The following is a 21796-nucleotide window of genomic DNA, read 5'->3' as shown; positions in this document are numbered from 1 at the left end:
CAATGAAAGAACGATTGAAAATAAATGGTATTTGGTTAGCAATAATGGTCGTTGTTTTTGCCATTTTGGCAACAACTTACTCAACTGGATTGATGTCACCTGTTATCGAAACAACACTCGTCATGATTGGCATTAATATCATATTAGCTGTTGGACTAAACTTAGTTATTGGTATTTCTGGTCAGTTTTCTTTAGGTCATGCTGGGTTTATGGCAATCGGTGCTTACACAACGGCGATTATGACATTAAAAATTCCAACTATTGTTGGCTTTCTATCCGGATTAGCTCTTGGTTGTATTCTATCGGGAATTGTGGCACTTTTAGTTGGTATCCCAACACTGCGTTTGTCAGGTGATTATTTAGCGATTGCAACACTTGGAGTTTCTGAGATTATCCGCTCATTAATTATGAATATGGATCACATTACAAATGGTCCAGCTGGATTATTTGGTATTCCGCCATTTGTTACGTGGTCAATGGTTTACTTGTTTGTGTGTATTACGTTAATTTTAGTGACAAATTATATTCATAGTGCAGCAGGACGCGCGACGTTATCTGTTCGTGAGAATTTAATTGCAGCGGAATCAATGGGTGTGAATGTGACAAAATATAAAGTTGTCGCTTTCGTGATTGGTGCGATGACTGCAGCTGTAGCTGGTGGTATGTATTCAAGCTATGTTCAAACGATTGTGCCAGGGAACTTTGATTTTATGAAATCAATTGATATTCTAATCATCGTGGTATTTGGTGGAGTTGGAAGCATGACAGGAACTGTTGTAGCGGCCGTTTTACTTGGTGTATTGAATATGTATCTACAAGATTTTGGTGCCATTCGTATGATAATTTATGCGTTTGCTCTAGTTATCATCATGATTTTCAAACCTTCTGGTTTATTAGGAACAAAAGAGTTTTCAGTGAAAAAACTTCTAAGCAAAGGAGGAAAACAACATGTCTGAGTTGAATATTAGTCATTTAACAAAAAACTTCGGTGGGTTAGCCGCTATTCAAGACTTGAATTTGCACTTTGGTGACAATGAATTAATCGGCTTAATTGGTCCAAATGGAGCGGGGAAAACAACCCTTTTTAACTTGATTACAGGTGTTTATGAACCAAGTTCAGGTACGATTGAGTTAACTCATGATGGCAAAACAACTAAATTAAACGGGATTGCTCCTTTCAAAATAGCTCAACTAGGTATCAGTCGAACATTTCAGAATATTCGCTTGTTTAAAGATTTGAGTGTTCTGGATAATGTTTTGATTGCAATGACCGCCAATGCTAAAGAAAGTGTGTTATCTAGCATGTTACGGTTGCCTTCTTTTTATAAAAAAGAAGATAAAATGAGAGAAGAAGCAACGAAATTATTAGGTCTATTTGAATTAGAAGACAAGAAAGATAATTTAGCGAAAAATTTACCTTATGGGGAACAGCGTCGTTTGGAAATTGTCCGCGCTTTAGCAACAAAACCGAGCATTTTATTTTTAGATGAACCAGCTGCTGGTATGAACCCTCAGGAAACAGAAGAATTAACCCAGTTAATCAAACGCATTCAAAAGGAATTTGGGTTGACCATTGTCTTGATTGAACATGACATGTCCTTAGTTATGGAAGTCTGTGAAAGACTTTATGTATTAGAGTATGGTGCGTTAATTTCCTCTGGAACACCAGAAGAAATTAAGCAAAACAAACGCGTTATTCAGGCGTATTTAGGTGGTGAAGAGTAATGTTAAAAGTTGAAAATTTATCGGTGCATTATGGCATGATTCAGGCAGTAAAAGATGTGTCTTTTGAAGTAAATAAGGGTGAAATCGTCAGTTTAATTGGGGCTAACGGAGCTGGTAAAACGACTATTTTAAAAAGTTTATCAGGTTTAGTAAAACCTTCAGGTGGTTCGATGATATTTAATAATGAAGATCTAACGAAAAAATCAGCTCCGGCTATTGTAAAAAGTGGTTTAGTCCAAGTGCCAGAAGGTCGTCATATTTTTGCGGGGATGACGGTTATGGAGAACTTGGAGCTTGGTGGCTTTATTCATAATAATCATGATGAGAAAAAAGAAATTTTAGATTATATTTTTGAGACATTCCCTATATTGAAAGAAAGATTAAAACAAGATGCCGCAACACTTTCAGGTGGAGAACAACAAATGCTTGCTATGGGGCGAGCGTTGATGACGAAACCTGATTTACTTTTACTTGACGAACCATCAATGGGACTAGCGCCAATTTTTATCCGTGAGATTTTTAATATTATCGAACGTATCAATAAGCAAGGAACAACCATTCTTTTGATCGAACAAAATGCCAATATGGCGTTGAAACTTTCTGATAGAGGGTATGTATTAGAAACAGGTCAAGTTGTGCTTAAAGGAAGCGGTAAAGAGTTATTAGAGAGTGATGAAGTACAGAAAGCATATTTAGGAGGATAGTGTTATGTTAGTAAAAGACTATATGTCAACAAAAGTGATTACGATTTCCCCTGAAACACCTGTTTTTCAAGCGATGGACTTAATGAAACAAAAAAACATTCACCGTTTGCCAGTTGTAAAAGATGATCAATTAGTTGGATTGGTCACTGAAGGAACAATTCAAGAAGCAATGCCGTCAAAAGCAACCAGCTTAAGTGTATATGAAGTGAATTACTTGTTAAATAAAATGACTGTAGCTGATGTGATGATTAAAGACGTTCACACTATCAAGGCCGATGAGTTTATTGAAGAAGCCATCAAAATTATGCGTGAGCACAATATCGGTGTATTACCAGTCATTGATGATAAAAATATTATTAAAGGGATTATCACAAGTACCGACGCGTTTGATGCTTTCCTAGCGATTACAGGATACGGAGAAGATGGCACACGGGTGGCTGTTTCGATTAAAGACGATCATCCAGGTGTGTTGGCTGATTTAACTAAAGTATTAGCAGAAAATCAGTTTAATATCGTACAAATTGTGGTTTACAGAAAACAAAGTGACGTGATTATTGTGATACAAATTGTTGAAAAAGGTTCAGAAAAACTAAAAAATACGTTAGAATCAAACAATTATGATTGGTTGCTGTGTTTAGAAACAAAGAGAAGCTAAAAAGCTTCTCTTTTCTCTTAACAAACCGAAAATAATATGTTATTCTATATAAGTTCGATGTGTGAAGGGACGGGATGGATATGAAAAAAAATAAACCTGTTGAAGTTGAAATTAAAGAAGTAAACGGTCACGATGAGTTATTAATTGGTAAAAAAGTGATTGGTAAAGTAGCTAAAACTGCTGATGAAAAATTTCAAGTAGAAACAACAGATGGCATCCTTGGAGTATTTAAGTCACAAGATGATGCGTATGAAGAAGTTTTGAAACATTGGAATTTAAATAATTAAAAAATTTAAAAAAGTACTTGATTTTTTTTTTGAAATTCGTTATTATATGGAAGTCGGGTAATTAACCTTGATTGATACGGAGGGGTAGCGAAGTGGCTAAACGCGGCGGACTGTAAATCCGCTCCTTCGGGTTCGGCAGTTCGAATCTGCCCCCCTCCATTTATTGGGCTATAGCCAAGCGGTAAGGCAACGGACTTTGACTCCGTCACTCGTTGGTTCGAATCCAGCTAGCCCAGTATTATCTAACGCTGATGTCGGTGTTAGATTTTTTTTTTATTTTCTTTTGTGGTATGATACATATATATGATAGAAAATTAATTATAAAGGAGATTTAATCACATGAGCGAATTATCTGAAAAATTAGTATCTCAAATTTTAGAGTATCGTGACATTTTGACAAGTAATGAAGTAGTAGAAAATATTAAAGACAAAGCTCAAATGGTATTTCCAACAAAGGAATTTGTTGAGCCTAGTAAATCTGATAAGTTGAAACAAAGTCATCGTAAATGGCGTGCAAAAAATCGTTATTAAGATAATTACAAGTTATACAAAGGTGTAGAGAAATCTATGCCTTTTTTTGTTTATAAGAGTTGTTATCTAATGGTGTTGTCATTAATTATAAAAATCGCTATAATAAAGGTAATGAAATTAAAAGGACGTGAATGAATGACTCCAAAGTTGCCTGTTTATATTCAGATACATGATAAAATTAAACAAGAAATTGAAGACGGTATCTGGAAGATTGGGGACAGATTACCTTCTGAGAGGGAATTATCTGAAGTATTTGGTGTCAGTCGCATGACACTTCGACAAGCTATCCAAACGTTAGCAGATGAGGGGATATTAGAGCGAAAAATTGGCTCAGGAACTTATATAGCTAGACAAAAAGTTCAAGAGACGATGATTGGAACAACAAGCTTTTCAGATATCGTACGCTCGCAAGGAAGCAAACCATCAAGCCAAACATTATCTTATTTTGTCACTGCACCTAGTTCTAGCGAGATGGAAAAATTAGGTTTAACAAAAGATCAAAAAATATTGAAGATGGAGCGAATTCGTTATTCAGATGATATTCCGATTTGCTTTGAAGTAGCCAGTATTCCCCATCATTTGATTGAGGATTTTAGTAAAGAAGAGATAACACGCTCGCTTTATAACGTACTGGCTAGTCAAGGGCATCATGTGATTGGTAAATCGTCTCAAACAATATCGGCACTCAATGCATCAGAAAAAATTGCGCATTACTTAGAGCTTAAAAAAGGCGATGCGGTATTGCGTTTACGCCAAGTGTCTTACTTTGACAATGGGACACCGTTTGAATACGTGCGAAGCCAGTATGCAGGTGAACGATTTGAATTTTACTTAGAAAAATAAAAATAAATCCTGGAGAAATAGACTCTAGGATTTATTTATTGGCATCTCAAAATAATCAAGTCTCCCTTTTTGGGATGAATATTGAGCATTAAGTAAATTAGTTAATTTTTCTTCAAACAGTTGAACATTTTTTTCATCAATCATAATGTATAGAGTCACAGTATCGCTAAATTGTGTGTTACATAGAGTGTACTCAGGGTGATTACTTAAAAAGTGTTCTAATTTTCCGTGAGAGGAATAATCCACCGTAATAATCATTTCTTGTTGGAGTTTTCCTTCGACAAGACCTACGTGTTCAATGGCTTCGGAAACAGAAGAACTATACGCACGAATTAAGCCACCAGCACCAAGTTTTGTTCCACCAAAGTAACGTGTTACAACTGCTAACACGTTACGTAGCTCTTTAATTTTAAGGACTTCAAGCATTGGGACACCTGCTGTACCACTTGGCTCACCATCGTCACTTGAACGTTGAATTTCCTGATTGTCGCCTAAAACATAAGCCACGCAATTGTGATTGGCTTTCCAATGCTCTTTTTTTATTTGTTGTATGTGTTCTTTTGCTTCATCTTCATTGTTAATGCGTCTTAAATGACAAATAAAGGATGATTTTTTTATGACGATTTCATAATCACCGTCTTGTTTTATGGTATAGTAATTTGATAGCATCTTTAAACCCCCAAAGTTATTAGTAATATGTGTTAAAAAGGAGAATGGTTATGCAAAAAAAACGAATAGGGTTACTTATATTGGTTTTAACTTTCGTCTTAAGTGCCTGTACATCCACTAATAGTAGTTCGACAAGTGAATCAACGGATAAAAAGGATGATAAACTTGTTTACACACTAGAATATGATCATCATCAGTATCAGTTTAACATGCTTGATGGCTGGCGTAAATTTCCAAATAGTGATAAGTCGATTGCTTTTTTAGTTGGAAATAAAGATTCAAAGTCATTTATGTCTGCAGGATTTGAAGAAAAGAAAGATAAGTCACTAGATGATTATAAAAATGATTATTTGAAAAAGTTAAGTGAATCAAAAGCCACTATTGTGGTAGAGCCTGAGAAAAAAACGTTGAATGATTTAGAAACGTATTATCTTGGAGTCGAAATGAAAGACGCAAAAGACCGTGTGTTGACGTATCGTATATATTTAATCGAAACACCAGATTATTTTATTAATTTAGGGGCATGGACGAGCGAAGCAAACCCAACAGAAAAAAACATTCAAGGGTTAAATGATATTTTATCAACCTTTAAAGAAAAAGAATAATAAAAAAGCATGAGGCGGTAATAAACGCTTCATGCTTTTTTCTATAGTCTGTGAGACACCCAATCATAAATGTCTAGTGTGACATCAAGGGATTCTTTTTCATTCAGTATTTCATGTCGTAAGTCATGATATAGACGAAGTGTTACGTCTTTAAAATAGTTGTCACTTAATTCAAGTGCGACTTTTCTAGGTCCTTTACCATAGTTTCCAACTGGATCTTTTTCTCCGCTTATAATTAAAATAGGTAAGTCACGTTGAATCGTATTGTACCAATGTTTTTTTGTGGCACCGTGAACTAAACTTAAAAGAGTGTAGTAGCCGTTATTGGTGAAAATAAAGCCACATCGGTCATCTTTTTCGTAGTTTTCAACATTTTCCGGATTTTTTGATAACCAACTATAAGGTGAGTGAGCTGGTTTAAATGATTGGTTGTATGAGCCAAACATTAATTTATCTAAGGCCGGATTTTTCGTTCTAGGAGAGACTGTATTTAATCCTTTAGCTAATTTCAATGCCATTTTAACATTATTTCGTCTGCTTGTAGTTCCCATTAAGATAGCACCTTTTACTAGATGGGAATATTTTTTTAAGTAATTTCGCACTACAAATGATCCCATGCTGTGCCCTAAAATAAATAAAGGTGTATCAGGGTAACGACTTTTAGCGTATTGAGTAATTTGGAAGGTATCTTCCACCACGATAGAGGCACTATCGCCCTCACAGAAAAATCCATGTAAAGGATCATCCATATCAACTGATTCACCATGACCTAAGTGATCGTGACCAATGACAAGGATATTATGTGAAGCTAAATATTCTGCAAGTGGGGCATATCGCTCGATATATTCAGCCATGCCATGAACAATTTGCAAAATTGCCTTAGGTTTTTTCGTTGATGGGTACCAAACTATCCCATTTAAATCAGTGTTTCCATCTAAAGATTCAATAACAAATGTTTTCTTCATAATGATATCCTTTCCGTAAATAACTTATTCTCATTATAGTCTATTTGGCAGTTCGTCACTAGTCTATTGCGTATTTTATTTGTGGGAGGGATGATAGATGGATGAAATACTATATGGCAGACAACTACTTAAAAGCGATATACCAAAGTCATTAAGGCATGTAGTTGATAATGATAAACAGATAAAAAAAGTAGCGGGGATGTCGATTGATGGGCAATTTGTTGTTTGTCAAAGATGTGGTCATGAAAACCATTGCTCGCAGTGTCAAACAAGTACGGGATACTATTGTGTGTATTGTATTAACATGGGAAAAGTCAAAAGTGACGCGTTTCTTTACCGAATTCCTAGAAAATTAAAACAAGCTAAACGAGAGAGGTGTTGTGAATGGAGAGGAGATTTAACTAAGATACAACAACGTGTGGCAAATGACCTACTAACAGCTTACGACAATCAAACCAATCATTTTGTCCATGCTGTAACAGGTGCGGGGAAAAAAACAAGACGTATTCTTATACGAGATAGATATGTAGCTAGAAGAGATGAGGGATTTACTAGATGCAGAGTGAAAAGAGCAAAAATGACTTGATGATAAGCGACACAATCAAATCAAACATTTTGATATTGTATAGCAGGGTGAACAGAAAACAGAAATGTTGTTTCCCTTAATCGAAAAAGCTTTAACAGACGGTAAGATAATAGGTATCGCTACGCCAAGGATAGACGTGTGCTTAGAATTATTCCCTCGATTACAAGCGGCTTTTCCATCAATTAAAAGTAATTTGTTATACGGCAAGTCTAAACAGGAATTTGATGGTGCGTCACTCGTTATTTGTACCACACATCAATTGATGCGATTTTTTCATTATTTTGATATTTTAGTGATTGATGAAGCTGATGCCTTTCCTTATGTCAATTCAGCTGAATTACAATATGCTACGAAGAATGCCTTGGTAAAACAGGGAATGATGGTTTTTTTGACTGCAACGAGTAATAAGAATCTAGAAAATTATCAAAATACAACTAGAAGTGTGGTTTCAAGACGATTTCATGGTAGAGATTTGCCTGTACCTAACACGTTTTACTGCCCAAAATTGTCAACTCAGTTAAGAAAAGGAACACTGCCTAAAAAGTTAATTCAAACAATAGATAAGCAAACACATCCACTGATTGTATTTTTTCCTGATATTTCATTGATGTTAGATAGTTATAATGTGTTAAAAAAGAGATGGCCGGACAAACAAATGGGTGTTGTCTATGCGTCCTCTAAAACAAGAGAAGAAACTGTCGAAAAAATGCGACGAGGTGAGCTTGATATACTACTGAGCACTACGATTTTAGAGCGTGGTGTCACCTTTCACTGTATTTCTGTGATGGTGGTGTGTGCGGATCATCGTGTGTTTAACCGCGCGACATTAATTCAAATTGCAGGACGAGTGGGACGAAGCAGGGATTCAGCAGTTGGTAAGGTGCTGTTCTTACACGAAGGAAAAACGACGGCGATAAAACAAGCTATAAAAGAGATCAAGCAGATGAATAGGCGGTCACCATTATGATGTGTGTACTTTGTGGACGAGATATAATCAGACAGATGAGTTTAAAGAAACTACTTTTTGGAGATATGACAACATCTATAGCCTGCTGTGAATCATGTAAAGATAAGTTTACGCCAATAGAGACAGGACAATGTGGACAATGTCAGTACTGTGATGGTGAGAGTAAGACAAAGGTTTGTATAGATTGTCAGTATTGGCAAGCTCAAGGTATGATATTAGAACCGCATATCGCCTTATTTAAGTATGACGATACTATGAGTGACTTTATGTCGCAATATAAGTTTCAAGGCAATCAATCGCTTGCTGCTGTCTTTAGTGAGGATATCAAAAACAGATTGAGTGAATTGTCGTATGATATGGTAATTCCCATGCCATTATCAAAAAAGCGTCATTTAGACAGAGGGTTTAATCAAGTGGCTTTGTTACTAGATGAGGCAAAGATTGACTATCAGTTAATCTTAAAAAAATCAAAACATCATAAAAAACAATCAGCTAAATCACGACAGGATAGACTTAAAACTAGTATGTTTTTTAACATATCAAAAAAAGATACTCATAGCGTTGATGGAAAAGTGATTGTTTTGGTAGACGATGTGTATACGACTGGAAACACGATGATGCAAGCAAAACGTTATCTTATGGATAAAAAGGCTAAAAAAGTCATAACGTTTTCTTTAGCAAGATGATACAATAAAGCGTTTTCCACTAAAGTATTTGTCATTTTATGACAAGTTCGATATAATAGAGGTAGAAAGATGAAGGGAATTAAAAAACCTTATTTTTCTAGTTTTAGTGATAGATGAAAGGGGTAATAGTTATGTTTAGATACAATGTAAGAGGCGAGAACATTGAAGTTACTCAAGCCATAAGAGAATATGTAGAGAAAAAAATTGGCAAATTAGAAAAATATTTTACAAATGTGCCTGAATCAACAGCACATGTGAATTTAAAAGTTTATTCTGATAAAAATGCTAAAGTGGAAGTAACTATTCCATTACCATATCTTGTATTAAGAGCTGAAGAAACCTCTCCAGATTTATATGGAAGTATTGATTTAGTTGTCGATAAATTAGAACGACAAATTAGAAAGTATAAAACAAAAATTAACCGTAAATCAAGAGAAACAGCTTTAGATGTAACAAAAGAATTGGTATTTGCTCCGAATGATTCTACAGAAAAAATGGACGAACCAAGTTTAGAAATTGTTCGTACAAAACGTTTATCATTAAAACCTATGGATAGCGAAGAAGCTGTATTACAAATGAACATGTTAGGTCACAACTTCTTTATATTTGAAGATGCTGAAACAAATGGAACCAGCATCGTTTACAAACGTAAAGATGGCAAATATGGCTTAATTGAAACAAACTAAAAAATATAAGATAACATCTCGTAGAAAGTGTAAAAACTTTCTACGAGATGTTTTTTCTATATACTTATGGTAGATAAAACAGTTGAGTAAGTGTTGTCAACTTGTGGAGGTAAGATAAATCTGATAAACTAGTTAGGATTAAATGAAGATGGGTGATCAAATGAAGCTGTTACGAGCAGATAATTTAGATAAAAATTATGGAACTAAGCAATTATTGAATGACGTTTCTTTTTTGATTAAAGAAAAAGATCGTATTGGGTTAATTGGAATCAATGGAACGGGTAAATCGACATTGATGAAGATATTATCAGGAAAAGATCATTCAGAAAAAGGGTCAATTGATTATCCAAATGATTATAAAATTGGTTATTTATCACAAGACACTGTTTTTTCAGAAGATATTTCTGTATTAGATGCAGTATTTGAAGATGATACGCCAGTGATGAAAGCTATTCATGCTTATGAAAAAGCCTTGGTCGATTTAGCACAAGATGGTGAGAATGTTGCAGTGCAAAAAGCTTACGAAAAAGCAGAAGAAGCCATGAATAAAGAAGATGCGTGGTTAGCTGAAACAAGTGCAAAAACTATTTTAAATAAATTAGGCATTTTATTTTTAGATAAAAAAGTATCAGAACTCTCAGGTGGTCAACAAAAACGTTTAGGATTGGCACAAGTCTTAATCCAATCACCTGATTTACTTCTTTTAGATGAGCCCACCAACCACTTGGATTATCAAACAATCCAATGGTTAGAGGATTATTTAACACATTATCAAGGTGCGCTTATCGTGATTACGCATGATCGTTACTTTTTAGATCGTGTAACAAACCGTATTTTTGAGTTATCTGATGGAAAATTATATGAGTACACAACCGTATTTTGAGTTATCTGATGGAAAATTATATGAGTACACAGGTAATTATCAATCTTACTTATTACAACGTGCAGAACGAGAAGAAAATGAGAAAAAAAGCCTACATAAAAATAAGCAATTATTTAAACAAGAATTGGCTTGGATGCGTGCTGGGGTTAAAGCGCGTGGAACCAAACAACAAGCTAGAATTAATCGATTCCATGATTTAAAAGATAAAGTAAGTGGCTCAAGTGATAAAGGAAGTCTCGATTTTTCAGTTGGAACAAAACGACTTGGTAAAAAAGTTATTGAAATTGAGAACGCCAACTATACAATCAATCAAAATATTATATTAAAAGACTTTGAATTATTAGTTCAATCTCATGAACGTCTGGGTATTACTGGCGCAAATGGTTCAGGGAAATCAACTTTATTAAACATTATTGCCGGACGAGTTCCACTCGATAGTGGGGTAGTTGAGTTAGGTGAGACTGTAAATATTGGTTATTATACGCAAACAAACGACAATCTTGATGAGAGTAAACGAATTATTTCGTTTTTACAAGAAATTGCCGAAGAAGTGAAACAGCAAGATGGTTCTGTCATCAGCGTGACAGAAATGCTTGAGAGATTTCTATTTCCAAGACAAGTGCATGGTACACTCATAAGTAAACTTTCTGGTGGAGAGAAACGTCGGTTGTATCTTTTGAGTATTTTAATTCAGCAGCCAAATGTGTTATTATTAGATGAACCAACAAATGATTTAGATGTCGAGACGTTGACTATCTTAGAAGATTACTTAGCCGATTTTCAAGGTGCTGCCATTGCAGTCAGTCATGATAGATACTTCCTTGATAAAACGATGGATAAGTTATTAATTTTCAATGGTCAAGGAAATATGACGACCTTTTTTGGGTCAATGAGTGATTACGTTGAGCGAGTTGATCAAAATGCATCCAATGAAAAAGTGAAGTCAGTTCGTAACAAAAAAATTGACACGCCAATCTCAGATGACTCTGAGAAAAAGAAATTAACTTATAAAGAAAAAATCGAATGGGAAACCATTGAAGAAGACATCGCAACGTTAGAAGAAACGATTGAAACGTTAAACACACAAATGTTAGACAATAGCAGTGACGCGGTAAAATTACAGGAATTGCAAGCCACACTAACATCAACTGAACAGACGTTAGAAGAAAAATTAGAACGCTGGGAATACCTTAGCGAGTTTGTCGATTAATAGATTATTTTTGAGGGGTTATTATGGAAGAATCATATTTAGCATTAGGCCGAGAAATATTAACAAAAGGACACGAAAAAACTGATCGAACTGGTACTGGAACCAAAAGTCTTTTCGGGTATCAAATGCGTTTTGATTTAAGTAAAGGATTTCCCTTACTCACAACAAAACGTGTGCCATTCTCACTAGTAAAAAGTGAATTATTATGGTTTTTAAAAGGTGATACTAACATCAAATACCTTATAGAAAATAATAATCATATTTGGGATGAATGGGCATTTGAGAGATATGTCAAAAGTGAAGACTACAAAGGACCCGATATGACCGATTTTGGTCGTCGTTGTTTAGTGGATGACGCGTTTAATGAAGTCTATCAAAAAGAGACGACCCTGTTTATCGAAAACATATTACATGACGATGAATTTGCCAAGAAATATGGTGAGTTGGGAAATATTTATGGTTCTCAATGGCGACGATGGAAAACATCAACAGGTGACACAATTGATCAATTAAGAGATGTCATCGACATGATTCGTACCACGCCTGACTCAAGACGTTTGATTGTCTCAGCGTGGAATCCAGAAGACGTGCCATCAATGGCTTTGCCACCTTGTCATACTTTATTCCAATTTTATGTAGCAGATGGAAAATTGAGTTGTCAATTGTATCAACGTAGTGCAGACGTCTTTTTAGGTGTTCCGTTTAATATTGCAAGTTATGCTTTATTAACCCATTTAATTGCACATGAAACAAATCTTGAAGTGGGAGAGTTTGTTCATACATTAGGGGATGCTCATCTGTACAGTAATCATATAGAGCAAATGACAGAACAACTTTCAAGAAAACAAAGAGAGTTACCAACACTTTGGTTAAATAAAGAAAAACAATCAGTGTTTGATTTTGACATGGATGATATCAAGATTGAAGGATACCAGCCACATCCAAGTATAAAGGCACCGATTGCGGTGTAGGGGAATTTTGGGAGGAAATAAAGAAATATGATAGCAGCAATATGGGCTCAAGATGAAAATGGATTAATTGGGAAAGATGACAAACTACCCTGGTATTTGCCAGATGACTTACAATTTTTCAAACAAATGACAGAAAACAACACAATTGTTATGGGACGTAAAACGTTTGAAGGAATGGGTAAAAATCTATTACCTAATCGTCAAACCATTGTGTTAACATCAGACCAATCTTATGATGGAAATGGTGCGATTGTCATGCATTCGGTAGATGATGTATTGAAATATGCTGAAGAATTTGATGGGATTACTTTTATCACTGGTGGTGGTGAGATTTATAAAACATTCTTACCTTACACTGATGTATTATATCGTACATTGATTCAATCGACATTTGAAGGGGATACTTATTTTCCTTATATTGATTGGGGAGAGTGGAATATTGTCAGTACTAGCGAAGGCTCTGTTAACGATGATAATCCATTCCCACATGATTTTGAGACATACCAACGCCACCAAAAATGATGATAAAAAGACTGTAGAATATATGAGTTCACAGTCTTTTTAGTTAGATCATGGAGTAAATATTAAAAAAATATCAAGTCGTCTATTTTTTATTGAAAAATAGATTAACAAATGAGATACTTTATGACGTGATTAGACAATAATGGAGTATTTTAATACTTTCATTAATGAGGAGAATTAATGAATGAATCAAAGAAATAAGGGCAAATTTTTATCTAGTAAAAATAAACAAACAAAGAAAACAAAATCTCATGTTCCAATTCGACTAGATATTTTGTTTTTTATTGTGTTTATTTTGTTTACGATGTTAATAGTAAAATTGTCTGATTTGCAAATTAAAAATCAAGAAAAATACAAAAACATTGTCGCAAGTGGGCAAAAGAAAATAGTAGAAGAGAATGCACCTAGGGGGTATATTTATGACTCGAAAGGAAATATTTTAGTCGGAAATAAAGCAACACAGGCAATTCTTTTTACACGATCTGCTGGAATGAACGCAAATGATATTAGAAAAGTAAGTCAAGACATCGTTAAATTGATTGATATTGAGCCAGATAAACTAACTGAGCGTGATAAAAAAGATTATTGGTTAGCTAATCCAGATAACCTAGCAAAAGCCCAGAAACGATTAACCGTTAGTGATAAAGTAAGTTCTAATGGCCAAGAGTTATCTAATAGTGATTTATACGCAAAAACAGTGGATAAAGTCAATGATGATGAAATAAACTTTGATGAACAGCAAATGAAAGAAGCATCTGTTTTTAAACGAATCAATTCAGCGGCAGCTTTACAACCAGTGACCATTAAAAATGATAATGTCACGCCCGAAGAAATTGCTAAGGTAGGGGAAAATACAGCTGCTATTTCAGGATTATCAGCTGGAACAGATTGGAAAAGAGATTATCCAGAAAAAGACCAAATTCGTTCGATTTTAGGAACAGTTTCAACAGAAAAACAAGGATTACCTGAAGATGAGATTGATGAATACCTTAAAAAAGGGTATCAAAGAAATGATCGTGTTGGGCTAAGTTACCTAGAAAAATCTTATGAAGATACTTTAAAAGGTAAAAAAGGTCAATCAGAAGTTGTGACAGATAAAAATCAAAAAATAGTTTCTAAAACAGAGGTTAAGGCAAGTGAAAAAGGCGATAACTTAATGCTAACGATTAATTTAGATTTCCAAAGAAAAGTGGAAGAAATTGCTAAGCGTCAGTTTGAGTCATTGGAGCAAGCAGGTAAAGCAACTTATTCACCAGGGGTATATGTTGTGGTAACAGACCCGAATAATGGTGATGTGTTGTCGATGGTCGGATTAAGTAAAGACCCAGATACAGGGGAATTAATTGATGATTCGCTTGGAACAATTAATAAAGCGTTTGTTCCAGGCTCGTCAATTAAAGCAGCAACCGTTATGGCAGGATATGAGAATGGTATCATAAAAGGTAATCAAACAATGGTCGACGAACCACTCGTATTTAGTGATGGCACAACTAAATCATCACTATTTAATCACTATTCTTCTATACCTTTGACAACTGAACAAGCACTTGAAGTGTCTTCAAATGTTTATATGATGCGTATTGCATTAGGAATGATGGGGGTTGAGTACTCACCAGGAATGTCGTTACCAATGGATATTAGTGTGTTTGATAAGTTGCGTAAAACATATGAAGAATTCGGTCTTGGTACCAAAACAGGTATTGATATTCCACAAGAATCGGTGGGTGTACTAAACACAAACTACAAAGATAAAAATGGAAACTTTTTACCAGGCATTATGGCAAATGCTCTTGATTTATCTTTTGGTAACTATGAAGCTTATACTCCAATGCAGTTAGCTCAATATGTGTCTACTATTGCAAATGGTGGTACACGTTACGCGCCACATGTTGTGAAAGGTATTTATGGCAATGGCGATAATGGTGATTTAGGAAAAGAAAAAGAATTAATAGAGCCAAAAGTAATGAATAAGATTGAAGGAAAAGAAAACGAATTTGAGATTATTCAAGAAGGAATGTATCAAGTAGTTAACGGGTCAATGGGAACAGGAACTGTTTTACAGGGTGCTAGTCTTCCGATTGCTGCTAAAACAGGTACTGCTGAAACCTTTGCAGTAGATCCTAAAACGAATAAAACGATTTCCGTTATTAATAGTACTATTGTTGGGTATGCCCCATATAATGATCCAAAAGTAGCAGTTAGCGTGATGATTCCTCAAATTAGTGATGATGACATGGCGACAAATAGGTTAATACTAAAAGAAGTTATTAATGCCTATAATGAAGAGTATAATAAACAATAAAATTAAAAAACGTATTGTAATCTGTAAAGTAGAACTCCTTAACAAATTTGCGAAAAAGACTAGAAATTTCAATTAAAACATGATATGATATTCAAGTGTCAAGTGATACTTGAATATCTTAATTTATTTCGGAGGGAAAAAATAATGCGCGTAAATATTACTTTAGAATGTACAGAATGTAAAGAAAGAAACTATCTTTCAAACAAAAACAAACGTAACAATCCTGAACGTTTAGAAGTTAAAAAATATTGTCCACGTGAACGTAAAGTGACGTTACACCGTGAAACAAAATAATTTTTTCTATTATAAGCTAGAAGCCTTGTGTAGTAAGGGTTCTAGCTATTTTTTTAGGCTGTACACTAAAGCGTGTTGATAGATTAAATTCAATCAATGTGATTTTTGGTTTTAGGCATAGAAAAAGGGGCATTCTTATTGGTAAAATTAAGTTGGCTATAACTAACATTACAAAGGAGAATACCCCTATGGATAATAATACAAGAAAACTACTCAATTTAACGGATGATTCTCTTATTTTTAATGGGGATTGATTGTCTCATTAAGCGAGAAATAACCACTCAGTTAATATGATGATAGAAAGATTAGTGAATAAAAATAAGCACTGCAAGAAATGCGGATTTTATCAAACTATTATAAACGGAACGTATCAAACCATTAATTAATTCGTCAATTGCCTGAAGTTGAACGTCGCCCAACTTATCTAAAACTTCACAGAGAACGTTACCGTTGTAGAAAACAGTAATCAGCAACCGAATTTTAACTTCTTTTCTTGCTTACGGCTCTTTATTTAGATGAGTTACTTTCTTATAGTTCTCTATTAAAAAAGCGTATCATTTTATCCAAGAATTGAAGTATGCTTATAGAACCAATGATTATGTCTTATTTTTAGAGTTATGTTCAAGGATACCTGTTGAATTATCAAAGTATTTTAGAGATAAATTCAAGATATTTAGTAAGTTCTCCCAAGGAGTCATGAATGTCTTTAAATACTCCTATTCAAATGGTTTCTTAGAAGGCATTAATAATAAAATTAAAGTGATTAAACTGGTGGCCTATGGCTATCGAAACTTTCTATTATTCAAACGACGTATCTTTTTGATTCAAAATCAAGTTTTTCAGGTTAAATAAAAAAGCGAGAGAATGTCTTCCCTCACTTCAATTAATTCTATTTCATTTTTGAGACTTTTTCCTCAATATTATTGTCCATCAACACAATTTGACATAGAGCCGTGATTCATTTTATTGTCTCCTTTCGTCTATTATTATTTGTATGATATAGAATAGTCAATAAGCCTTAAATGAGGCTAAAAGTCTAGAATTTTCTATTTATAAAAAAATATGATATATTTAATAAAATAATTCGCTAATGGAGGTAAATATGAAAAGAGTCTATTTTTTTGTTATTTTATCTGTTTTAATTATGATTGCAGGTTGTACAAATAAAGGTACAGGAGACAAGGCTATTTATGGGGAAGTCAAATCAGCCTTAATGTCTAAAATAAATAATTTTAATGAAGAGAAAAAAAATGAGGTATTGAATGATTACGGACTGGATAATAAAACGTTAGATGAGTTACCACTGGCTATTTATAATATTGATGGTCGTTATGTGGGTGTCATCGAAAGTAAAAAAGATGATAAAAAGTATTTTTATTATAGTGTCAAAAAGAAAAAAGTTGTAATAAAGTTGGATGAAAAAATTGGAGGACTTGACTTGGAACATATGACACCGATATACTCACAGAATAATTTTAAATAATATCTTTTTAGCACATGCCAAAAGCATCGTGATTAATATAAATTGGAGGCATTTAATGAAAAAAATGATAGGGATTTCGGCTAATGAAATAATCGATTCAGGAGAGACGTTGCATAATTTGCCAATATCATATTTACCAGCTGGCTATGTTCGTGCAGTCCAAGAAGTGGGGGGTGTACCTGTTGTGATTCCTTTAGGTAAAAAAGAGGATGCAAAGACATACGTGAGTTTGATTGATAAACTTATTTTAACGGGCGGTCAAAATGTGACGCCAACACTTTATCTTGAAGGAAAAGAACCAATCAATGAGCATTTGTCATTACTTGAACGAGATGTTTTTGAAATGGCATTGATTAAAGAAGCGATTAAGCAACAAAAACCAATTTTTGGTGTTTGTCGTGGTATGCAATTAGTCAATGTTTATTTAGGTGGAACACTTCATCAAGATTTAAGTTTACGCAATCCAGAACCAATCCGCCATATGCAAGCCCCTATTGAAAGGTGGGTTGCGACGCATGATATTTATTTGGAAAGTGACAGTTTATTGCGTCCAATTTATGGTGCGAACGCAACAGTTAATTCGTTTCATTTTCAAAGTATCAACAAAATTGGTAATGATTTGAAAATAACAGCAGTCAGTGAAGATGGTGTAGTGGAATCAATCGAATCATCTTCTGATAATCATAAAATACTAGGTGTTCAATGGCATCCAGATTTTGCATATGACACGTTAGAAAAAGAAAAAGAAGTCTTTGATTTTGTGGTGAATTCTTTTTAAGTGAATTTTACTTTTATTGGTTGACAAGTGATGTTTTTTTTTTTAAACTAATAAGGGAATAAATCGTACAGATAACACAAGTCTGACTTGTGTCGAGAGAGAGGCGAAATTTATCTTTAGGGATAAGTTTCGTTTTTTTTATGGAAAAATGGAGGGATTTTTTATGTCAGAAAAGAAATTTCATGTTAATCTAGCTGTTCTAGCAACTGGTATGATGGCTTTTTCGGGAGTGTTGATTGAAACAGCAATGAACGTGACGTTTCCAACGTTAATGGAAGATTTTAGTATTTCAACATCACAAGTGCAATGGGTGACGACGATTTATCTATTGATGATTTCGATCGTTGTGCCACTGTCATCTTACTTAATAAAAAACGTTAGCCGCCGGAAGTTGTTTGCGGTTTCAAGTGTATTGTTTTTATTAGGAGTTGCTATCGATGCCTTTGCTGGTGGGTTTATTATGTTGCTGATTGGTCGTGTATTACAAGGTATAGCCACAGGTATTGCTTTACCTTTAATGTTTAACATTATTTTAACAAAAGTCCTAATGGAAAAACGTGGGATGATGATTGGTATTGGAAATCTTACAACCTCGATTGCACCAGCGATGGGGCCGACATATGGTGGTATATTGACGACCACACTAGACTGGACATATATTTATAAATTGTTGATTCCAGTATTGATTGTTTCAACACTTGTTGGATTGTATGCCATCCCAGAAGAAGAAAAATCAATTAGTGATTCAATTAATGTCAAAGCGGTTCTTTATTTATCCGTGATGTTTACTGGATTGTTGATGTTCTTTAGTTATTTAGAACAACCGTTAGGATGGGTAGCTTTAGTGATTGGATTAATCAGTGCTGGGTTATTCTATAAAACAAATAAACAAAAAACATTACTTAATTTAGTTGTTTTTAAAAATACTCGCTTTACGATTTACTTAATGTCATTCTTGGTTTATCAAATTCTTTTACTTGGTGTATCGTTTGTTTTACCAAACTTTATTCAAATCGTCCAAAATGTTCCAGCTTCGAATGCTGGGATGATGATGTTTCCCGGGGCTTTAATCGGTGCGTTATTTGCACCAGTGTCAGGAAAAATATTAGATAAGTTAGGATTTAAAAAGCCCATAGGTGTGGGAATATTATTTGCGATTTTAGGTTGGTTAATGTTAATTATGGTGATTCAAACAGGAAACATTGCATTGATTATTTTATCTCATGTCACTTTTATGATAGGTGTGGGCTTGTCTTACAGTAATGTCATGACTGTTGGCTTATCTTCTATTAAAGAATCTTTACAAGATGATGGAAATGCCATTTTTAGTACATTACAACAATTTATGGGTGCTATTTCAACGTCATTTGTCGCAATTGTTGTGGGAATTTTTCAATCAGGACAAAATGATTTTGTTCAAGGAACAAGTACTGGGTCAAAAGTAGCTTTAGTCTGTTTATTTATTTTATTACTAATGAGTAGTTTATTTGTTATTAAAACATTTAAATCGAATAAAAACGAAAATCTTTAGAGAAATCTAAAGATTTTTTAAATATACATATACTATAAAAAAGTGCTATTTGTATGTAACAGAAGAAAATAATGTCGTATGATTGTAATGAGGTGATTATTATGGTGACAAATACAAGTAAGTGGCAAAATAAAATGAACGATATGTTAAAAGAATCAGAAAACGAGGCTTTAGAAAGTTATAAAGATCAGCTTAAAGTATATAATATGATAAAAATAAAGTAAGAGCTAGTTGATATTAAGAAATCTGTTCACGAAAGCGAGAGGTTTCTATCTGATAAGATTAAAAACTAGAAATACTGTAATGAGTATATAACGGCATATAAAATTATTTTGACCAAATTAAGAAAAAATATCCTATTTACTTTCATTTAGATGCAATAGGAGTATAATATACAAGAATAAATGAAAGGGTGGATATTATTTCGATGAAGGTTGACTGGAAACGAAATATGTATATTGCTTGGATTGGGTGTTTCTTTACTGGTGCGAGTTATAGTTTAGTGATGCCGTTTATCTCAATATACATCGAACAATTGGGAGCACCAAGCGATAAAGTAGAATTTTATGCTGGATTATCTATTAGTTTAACCGCGTTGTCTGCAGCTATTGTAGCACCATTATGGGGTAGTTTAGCTGATAGAAAAGGCCGCAAAATAATGATGATTCGTGCAGCAGCAGGTATGACAATCACGATGGGGTCATTAGCGTTTGTTCCGAATGTATTTTGGTTATTATTTATGAGATTTTGTAATGGATTGTTATCTGGGTATGTTCCAAATGCAACAGCAATGATTGCTTCGCAGGCGCCAAAGGATAAAAATGGAATGGCTTTAGGAACACTAGCAACAGGAGCAGTAGCCGGAAGTTTAATTGGCCCGTCACTAGGTGGACTGTTAGCAGAGACTGTTGGTATTAAAAATGTTTTCTTAGTAACAGGGAGTATTTTATTTGTGACAACCATGCTTACTATCTTTTTTATTCATGAAGATTTTGAACCTGTTGAAAGAAAAGATATGGTATCAACAAAAGAAGTCTTTCAAAGTGTGAAACAACCGAAAGTATTAATTGGTTTGTTTATCACTACGGCTATTATCCAAATAGGAATGACTAGTATCAGCCCTATTTTAACTTTGTATGTGAGAGAACTTGGTGGTCAAACGAGTAATATTTTGTTTGTCAGTGGATTGATTGTGTCTGTTGCTGGTGTCTCTGAGTTTTTTGCTGCACCTTTTTTGGGTAAATTAGGAGATCGTATTGGCAGTCATTATGTCTTAATAGGTGGTTTGGTGTTGTCGTTTTTATTTATTTTACCAATGTCAATGGTCCAGTCGCCGTTTCAATTAGGTGTGTGTCGTTTTCTACTAGGCTTTTCAACAGGGGCATTAATGCCATCAGTTAATACGCTGATTAGTAAAATCACACCAATGAATGGTGTTGGCCGGGTTTTTAGTTTTAACCAAATGTTTACGAGTCTAGGGCAAGTTGCAGGGCCAATGGTTGGCTCACTTGTAGCAAATGGATTTGGTTATCGTGCGGTATTTGTCGCAACAAGTATACTGATTTTGATGAATATTACCATTAGTTTCTTTAACTTTAAAAATCAGCTATCTATTAAAGAGTTGATAAAAGAGTTTAAACATTAAATAAAAAACATGTAAGAGAAAAGTCTCCTACATGTTTTTTTTATTTTTTGATTTTTTTTCGTCGCTTGGCGCTGCTACTTCAGCAATAATCATTACGATGGCACAAGCAATTAAAGATACAATCACAGTTCCAGTGAAGTTGTAATCAGTGATTCCATGAAGTGCTCCACCAATATAACTAACCACTTGTCCTAATAAAATTGCCCAAATAAAGACAACAATTCTTCCCATGTCTAATGCACCTCTTTTCAAGAATAAGTTTACCAAT

General features: G+C 34.2%; 25 protein-coding genes, 2 tRNA genes and 1 pseudogene. 25 read left to right on the top strand and 3 right to left on the bottom strand.

Annotated features, from left to right (window positions below):
* Window positions 1–2: 2 nt before the first annotated feature.
* The 9 genes from BHY08_RS06405 to BHY08_RS06365 all read left to right on the top strand — a co-directional run bounded on the left by BHY08_RS06405 (window position 3) and on the right by BHY08_RS06365 (window position 4745).
* Window positions 3–956 carry a branched-chain amino acid ABC transporter permease gene (locus BHY08_RS06405; protein ID WP_071457851.1) on the top strand — a complete coding sequence of 318 codons (954 nt, stop codon included), beginning with the start codon at window positions 3–5 and terminating at the stop codon, window positions 954–956.
* Window positions 949–1725 (top strand): ABC transporter ATP-binding protein, encoded by a 777-nt coding sequence (locus BHY08_RS06400; RefSeq protein ID WP_071457084.1) that lies wholly within the window; start codon window positions 949–951, stop codon window positions 1723–1725. Before BHY08_RS06405 ends, BHY08_RS06400 begins: the two co-directional genes overlap by 8 nt.
* Window positions 1725–2429 (top strand): ABC transporter ATP-binding protein, encoded by a 705-nt coding sequence (locus BHY08_RS06395; RefSeq protein ID WP_071457083.1) that lies wholly within the window; start codon window positions 1725–1727, stop codon window positions 2427–2429. The genes BHY08_RS06400 and BHY08_RS06395 overlap by 1 nt, the downstream gene beginning before the upstream one ends.
* A gap of 4 nt (window positions 2430–2433) precedes the next feature.
* Entirely contained in the window at window positions 2434–3084 is a 651-nt protein-coding gene (locus BHY08_RS06390; protein WP_071457082.1) for a CBS domain-containing protein, read from the top strand.
* Between the two features lie 80 nt (window positions 3085–3164).
* Window positions 3165–3371 (top strand): DUF2969 family protein, encoded by a 207-nt coding sequence (locus tag BHY08_RS06385; RefSeq protein WP_071457850.1) that lies wholly within the window; start codon window positions 3165–3167, stop codon window positions 3369–3371.
* Between the two features lie 78 nt (window positions 3372–3449).
* Window positions 3450–3530 (top strand) — tRNA-Tyr (locus BHY08_RS06380).
* 5 nt (window positions 3531–3535) lie between these two features.
* A tRNA-Gln gene (locus tag BHY08_RS06375) sits at window positions 3536–3607 on the top strand.
* 103 nt (window positions 3608–3710) lie between these two features.
* On the top strand, window positions 3711–3902 hold the full coding sequence (locus BHY08_RS06370) for a hypothetical protein (protein WP_071457081.1): 192 nt from the start codon (window positions 3711–3713) through the stop codon (window positions 3900–3902).
* Between the two features lie 135 nt (window positions 3903–4037).
* Window positions 4038–4745, top strand: coding sequence for a GntR family transcriptional regulator (locus BHY08_RS06365; protein WP_071457080.1), 708 nt, complete (start codon window positions 4038–4040; stop codon window positions 4743–4745).
* A gap of 24 nt (window positions 4746–4769) precedes the next feature.
* Here BHY08_RS06365 and BHY08_RS06360 read toward each other — a convergent pair whose 3' ends face one another.
* Window positions 4770–5414 carry a YigZ family protein gene (locus BHY08_RS06360; protein ID WP_071457079.1) on the bottom strand — a complete coding sequence of 215 codons (645 nt, stop codon included), beginning with the start codon at window positions 5412–5414 and terminating at the stop codon, window positions 4770–4772.
* A 50-nt stretch (window positions 5415–5464) separates the two neighbouring features.
* Between BHY08_RS06360 and BHY08_RS06355 the strand changes: the two genes are divergently transcribed.
* Window positions 5465–6019, top strand: coding sequence for a hypothetical protein (locus tag BHY08_RS06355; RefSeq protein WP_071457078.1), 555 nt, complete (start codon window positions 5465–5467; stop codon window positions 6017–6019).
* A 41-nt stretch (window positions 6020–6060) separates the two neighbouring features.
* Here BHY08_RS06355 and BHY08_RS06350 read toward each other — a convergent pair whose 3' ends face one another.
* Window positions 6061–6984: an alpha/beta fold hydrolase gene (locus BHY08_RS06350; RefSeq protein ID WP_071457077.1), complete on the bottom strand. Its 924-nt coding sequence runs from the start codon at window positions 6982–6984 to the stop codon at window positions 6061–6063.
* A 97-nt stretch (window positions 6985–7081) separates the two neighbouring features.
* Here BHY08_RS06350 and BHY08_RS06345 point away from each other — a divergent pair, with 97 nt between their 5' ends.
* The 15 genes and pseudogenes from BHY08_RS06345 to BHY08_RS06285 all read left to right on the top strand — a co-directional run bounded on the left by BHY08_RS06345 (window position 7082) and on the right by BHY08_RS06285 (window position 21528).
* On the top strand, window positions 7082–7570 hold the full coding sequence (locus BHY08_RS06345) for a hypothetical protein (protein ID WP_071457076.1): 489 nt from the start codon (window positions 7082–7084) through the stop codon (window positions 7568–7570).
* Between the two features lie 64 nt (window positions 7571–7634).
* Window positions 7635–8537 carry a helicase-related protein gene (locus tag BHY08_RS06340; protein ID WP_071457075.1) on the top strand — a complete coding sequence of 301 codons (903 nt, stop codon included), beginning with the start codon at window positions 7635–7637 and terminating at the stop codon, window positions 8535–8537.
* Window positions 8538–8602: 65 nt separating this feature from the next.
* The gene (locus BHY08_RS06335) at window positions 8603–9223 is read left to right on the top strand and encodes a ComF family protein (protein WP_169817673.1); all 621 of its coding nucleotides are present in this window, start codon (window positions 8603–8605) and stop codon (window positions 9221–9223) included.
* Between the two features lie 131 nt (window positions 9224–9354).
* Window positions 9355–9909, top strand: a complete 555-nt coding sequence (hpf, locus tag BHY08_RS06330; RefSeq protein ID WP_071457073.1) for a ribosome hibernation-promoting factor, HPF/YfiA family — start codon at window positions 9355–9357, stop codon at window positions 9907–9909.
* Window positions 9910–10069: 160 nt separating this feature from the next.
* Window positions 10070–12002 (top strand): annotated as a pseudogene (locus tag BHY08_RS06325) (ABC-F family ATP-binding cassette domain-containing protein).
* 23 nt (window positions 12003–12025) lie between these two features.
* Window positions 12026–12973, top strand: a complete 948-nt coding sequence (locus tag BHY08_RS06320) for a thymidylate synthase (RefSeq protein ID WP_071457072.1) — start codon at window positions 12026–12028, stop codon at window positions 12971–12973.
* A 27-nt stretch (window positions 12974–13000) separates the two neighbouring features.
* Entirely contained in the window at window positions 13001–13495 is a 495-nt protein-coding gene (locus tag BHY08_RS06315; RefSeq protein ID WP_071457071.1) for a dihydrofolate reductase, read from the top strand.
* Between the two features lie 184 nt (window positions 13496–13679).
* Window positions 13680–15797, top strand: coding sequence for a penicillin-binding transpeptidase domain-containing protein (locus BHY08_RS06310; protein ID WP_071457070.1), 2118 nt, complete (start codon window positions 13680–13682; stop codon window positions 15795–15797).
* Between the two features lie 144 nt (window positions 15798–15941).
* A complete protein-coding gene (gene rpmG / locus BHY08_RS06305) occupies window positions 15942–16091 on the top strand; it encodes a 50S ribosomal protein L33 (protein WP_071457069.1) in 150 nt (49 codons plus the stop codon).
* 540 nt (window positions 16092–16631) lie between these two features.
* Window positions 16632–16943 (top strand): transposase, encoded by a 312-nt coding sequence (locus BHY08_RS10740; RefSeq protein WP_084657196.1) that lies wholly within the window; start codon window positions 16632–16634, stop codon window positions 16941–16943.
* 250 nt (window positions 16944–17193) lie between these two features.
* Complete coding sequence (locus BHY08_RS06300) at window positions 17194–17574, top strand: hypothetical protein (protein ID WP_071457068.1); 381 nt, start codon at window positions 17194–17196, stop codon at window positions 17572–17574.
* 55 nt (window positions 17575–17629) lie between these two features.
* Window positions 17630–18352 (top strand): gamma-glutamyl-gamma-aminobutyrate hydrolase family protein, encoded by a 723-nt coding sequence (locus BHY08_RS06295; RefSeq protein ID WP_071457067.1) that lies wholly within the window; start codon window positions 17630–17632, stop codon window positions 18350–18352.
* Between the two features lie 163 nt (window positions 18353–18515).
* Complete coding sequence (locus BHY08_RS06290; RefSeq protein ID WP_071457066.1) at window positions 18516–19883, top strand: MFS transporter; 1368 nt, start codon at window positions 18516–18518, stop codon at window positions 19881–19883.
* A gap of 101 nt (window positions 19884–19984) precedes the next feature.
* Window positions 19985–20107 carry a hypothetical protein gene (locus BHY08_RS11365; protein ID WP_276325566.1) on the top strand — a complete coding sequence of 41 codons (123 nt, stop codon included), beginning with the start codon at window positions 19985–19987 and terminating at the stop codon, window positions 20105–20107.
* A 203-nt stretch (window positions 20108–20310) separates the two neighbouring features.
* Window positions 20311–21528: a multidrug efflux MFS transporter gene (locus BHY08_RS06285; protein WP_071457849.1), complete on the top strand. Its 1218-nt coding sequence runs from the start codon at window positions 20311–20313 to the stop codon at window positions 21526–21528.
* A gap of 27 nt (window positions 21529–21555) precedes the next feature.
* Here the strand turns inward: BHY08_RS06285 and BHY08_RS06280 are convergent, their stop codons facing one another.
* Window positions 21556–21759 carry a YjzD family protein gene (locus BHY08_RS06280; protein WP_071457065.1) on the bottom strand — a complete coding sequence of 68 codons (204 nt, stop codon included), beginning with the start codon at window positions 21757–21759 and terminating at the stop codon, window positions 21556–21558.
* Window positions 21760–21796: the final 37 nt, after the last annotated feature.

The organism is Vagococcus teuberi (genome assembly GCF_001870205.1).
In the GTDB taxonomy this organism is placed as follows: domain Bacteria; phylum Bacillota; class Bacilli; order Lactobacillales; family Vagococcaceae; genus Vagococcus; species Vagococcus teuberi.
This window is presented reverse-complemented; position numbering and strand designations above follow the sequence as displayed.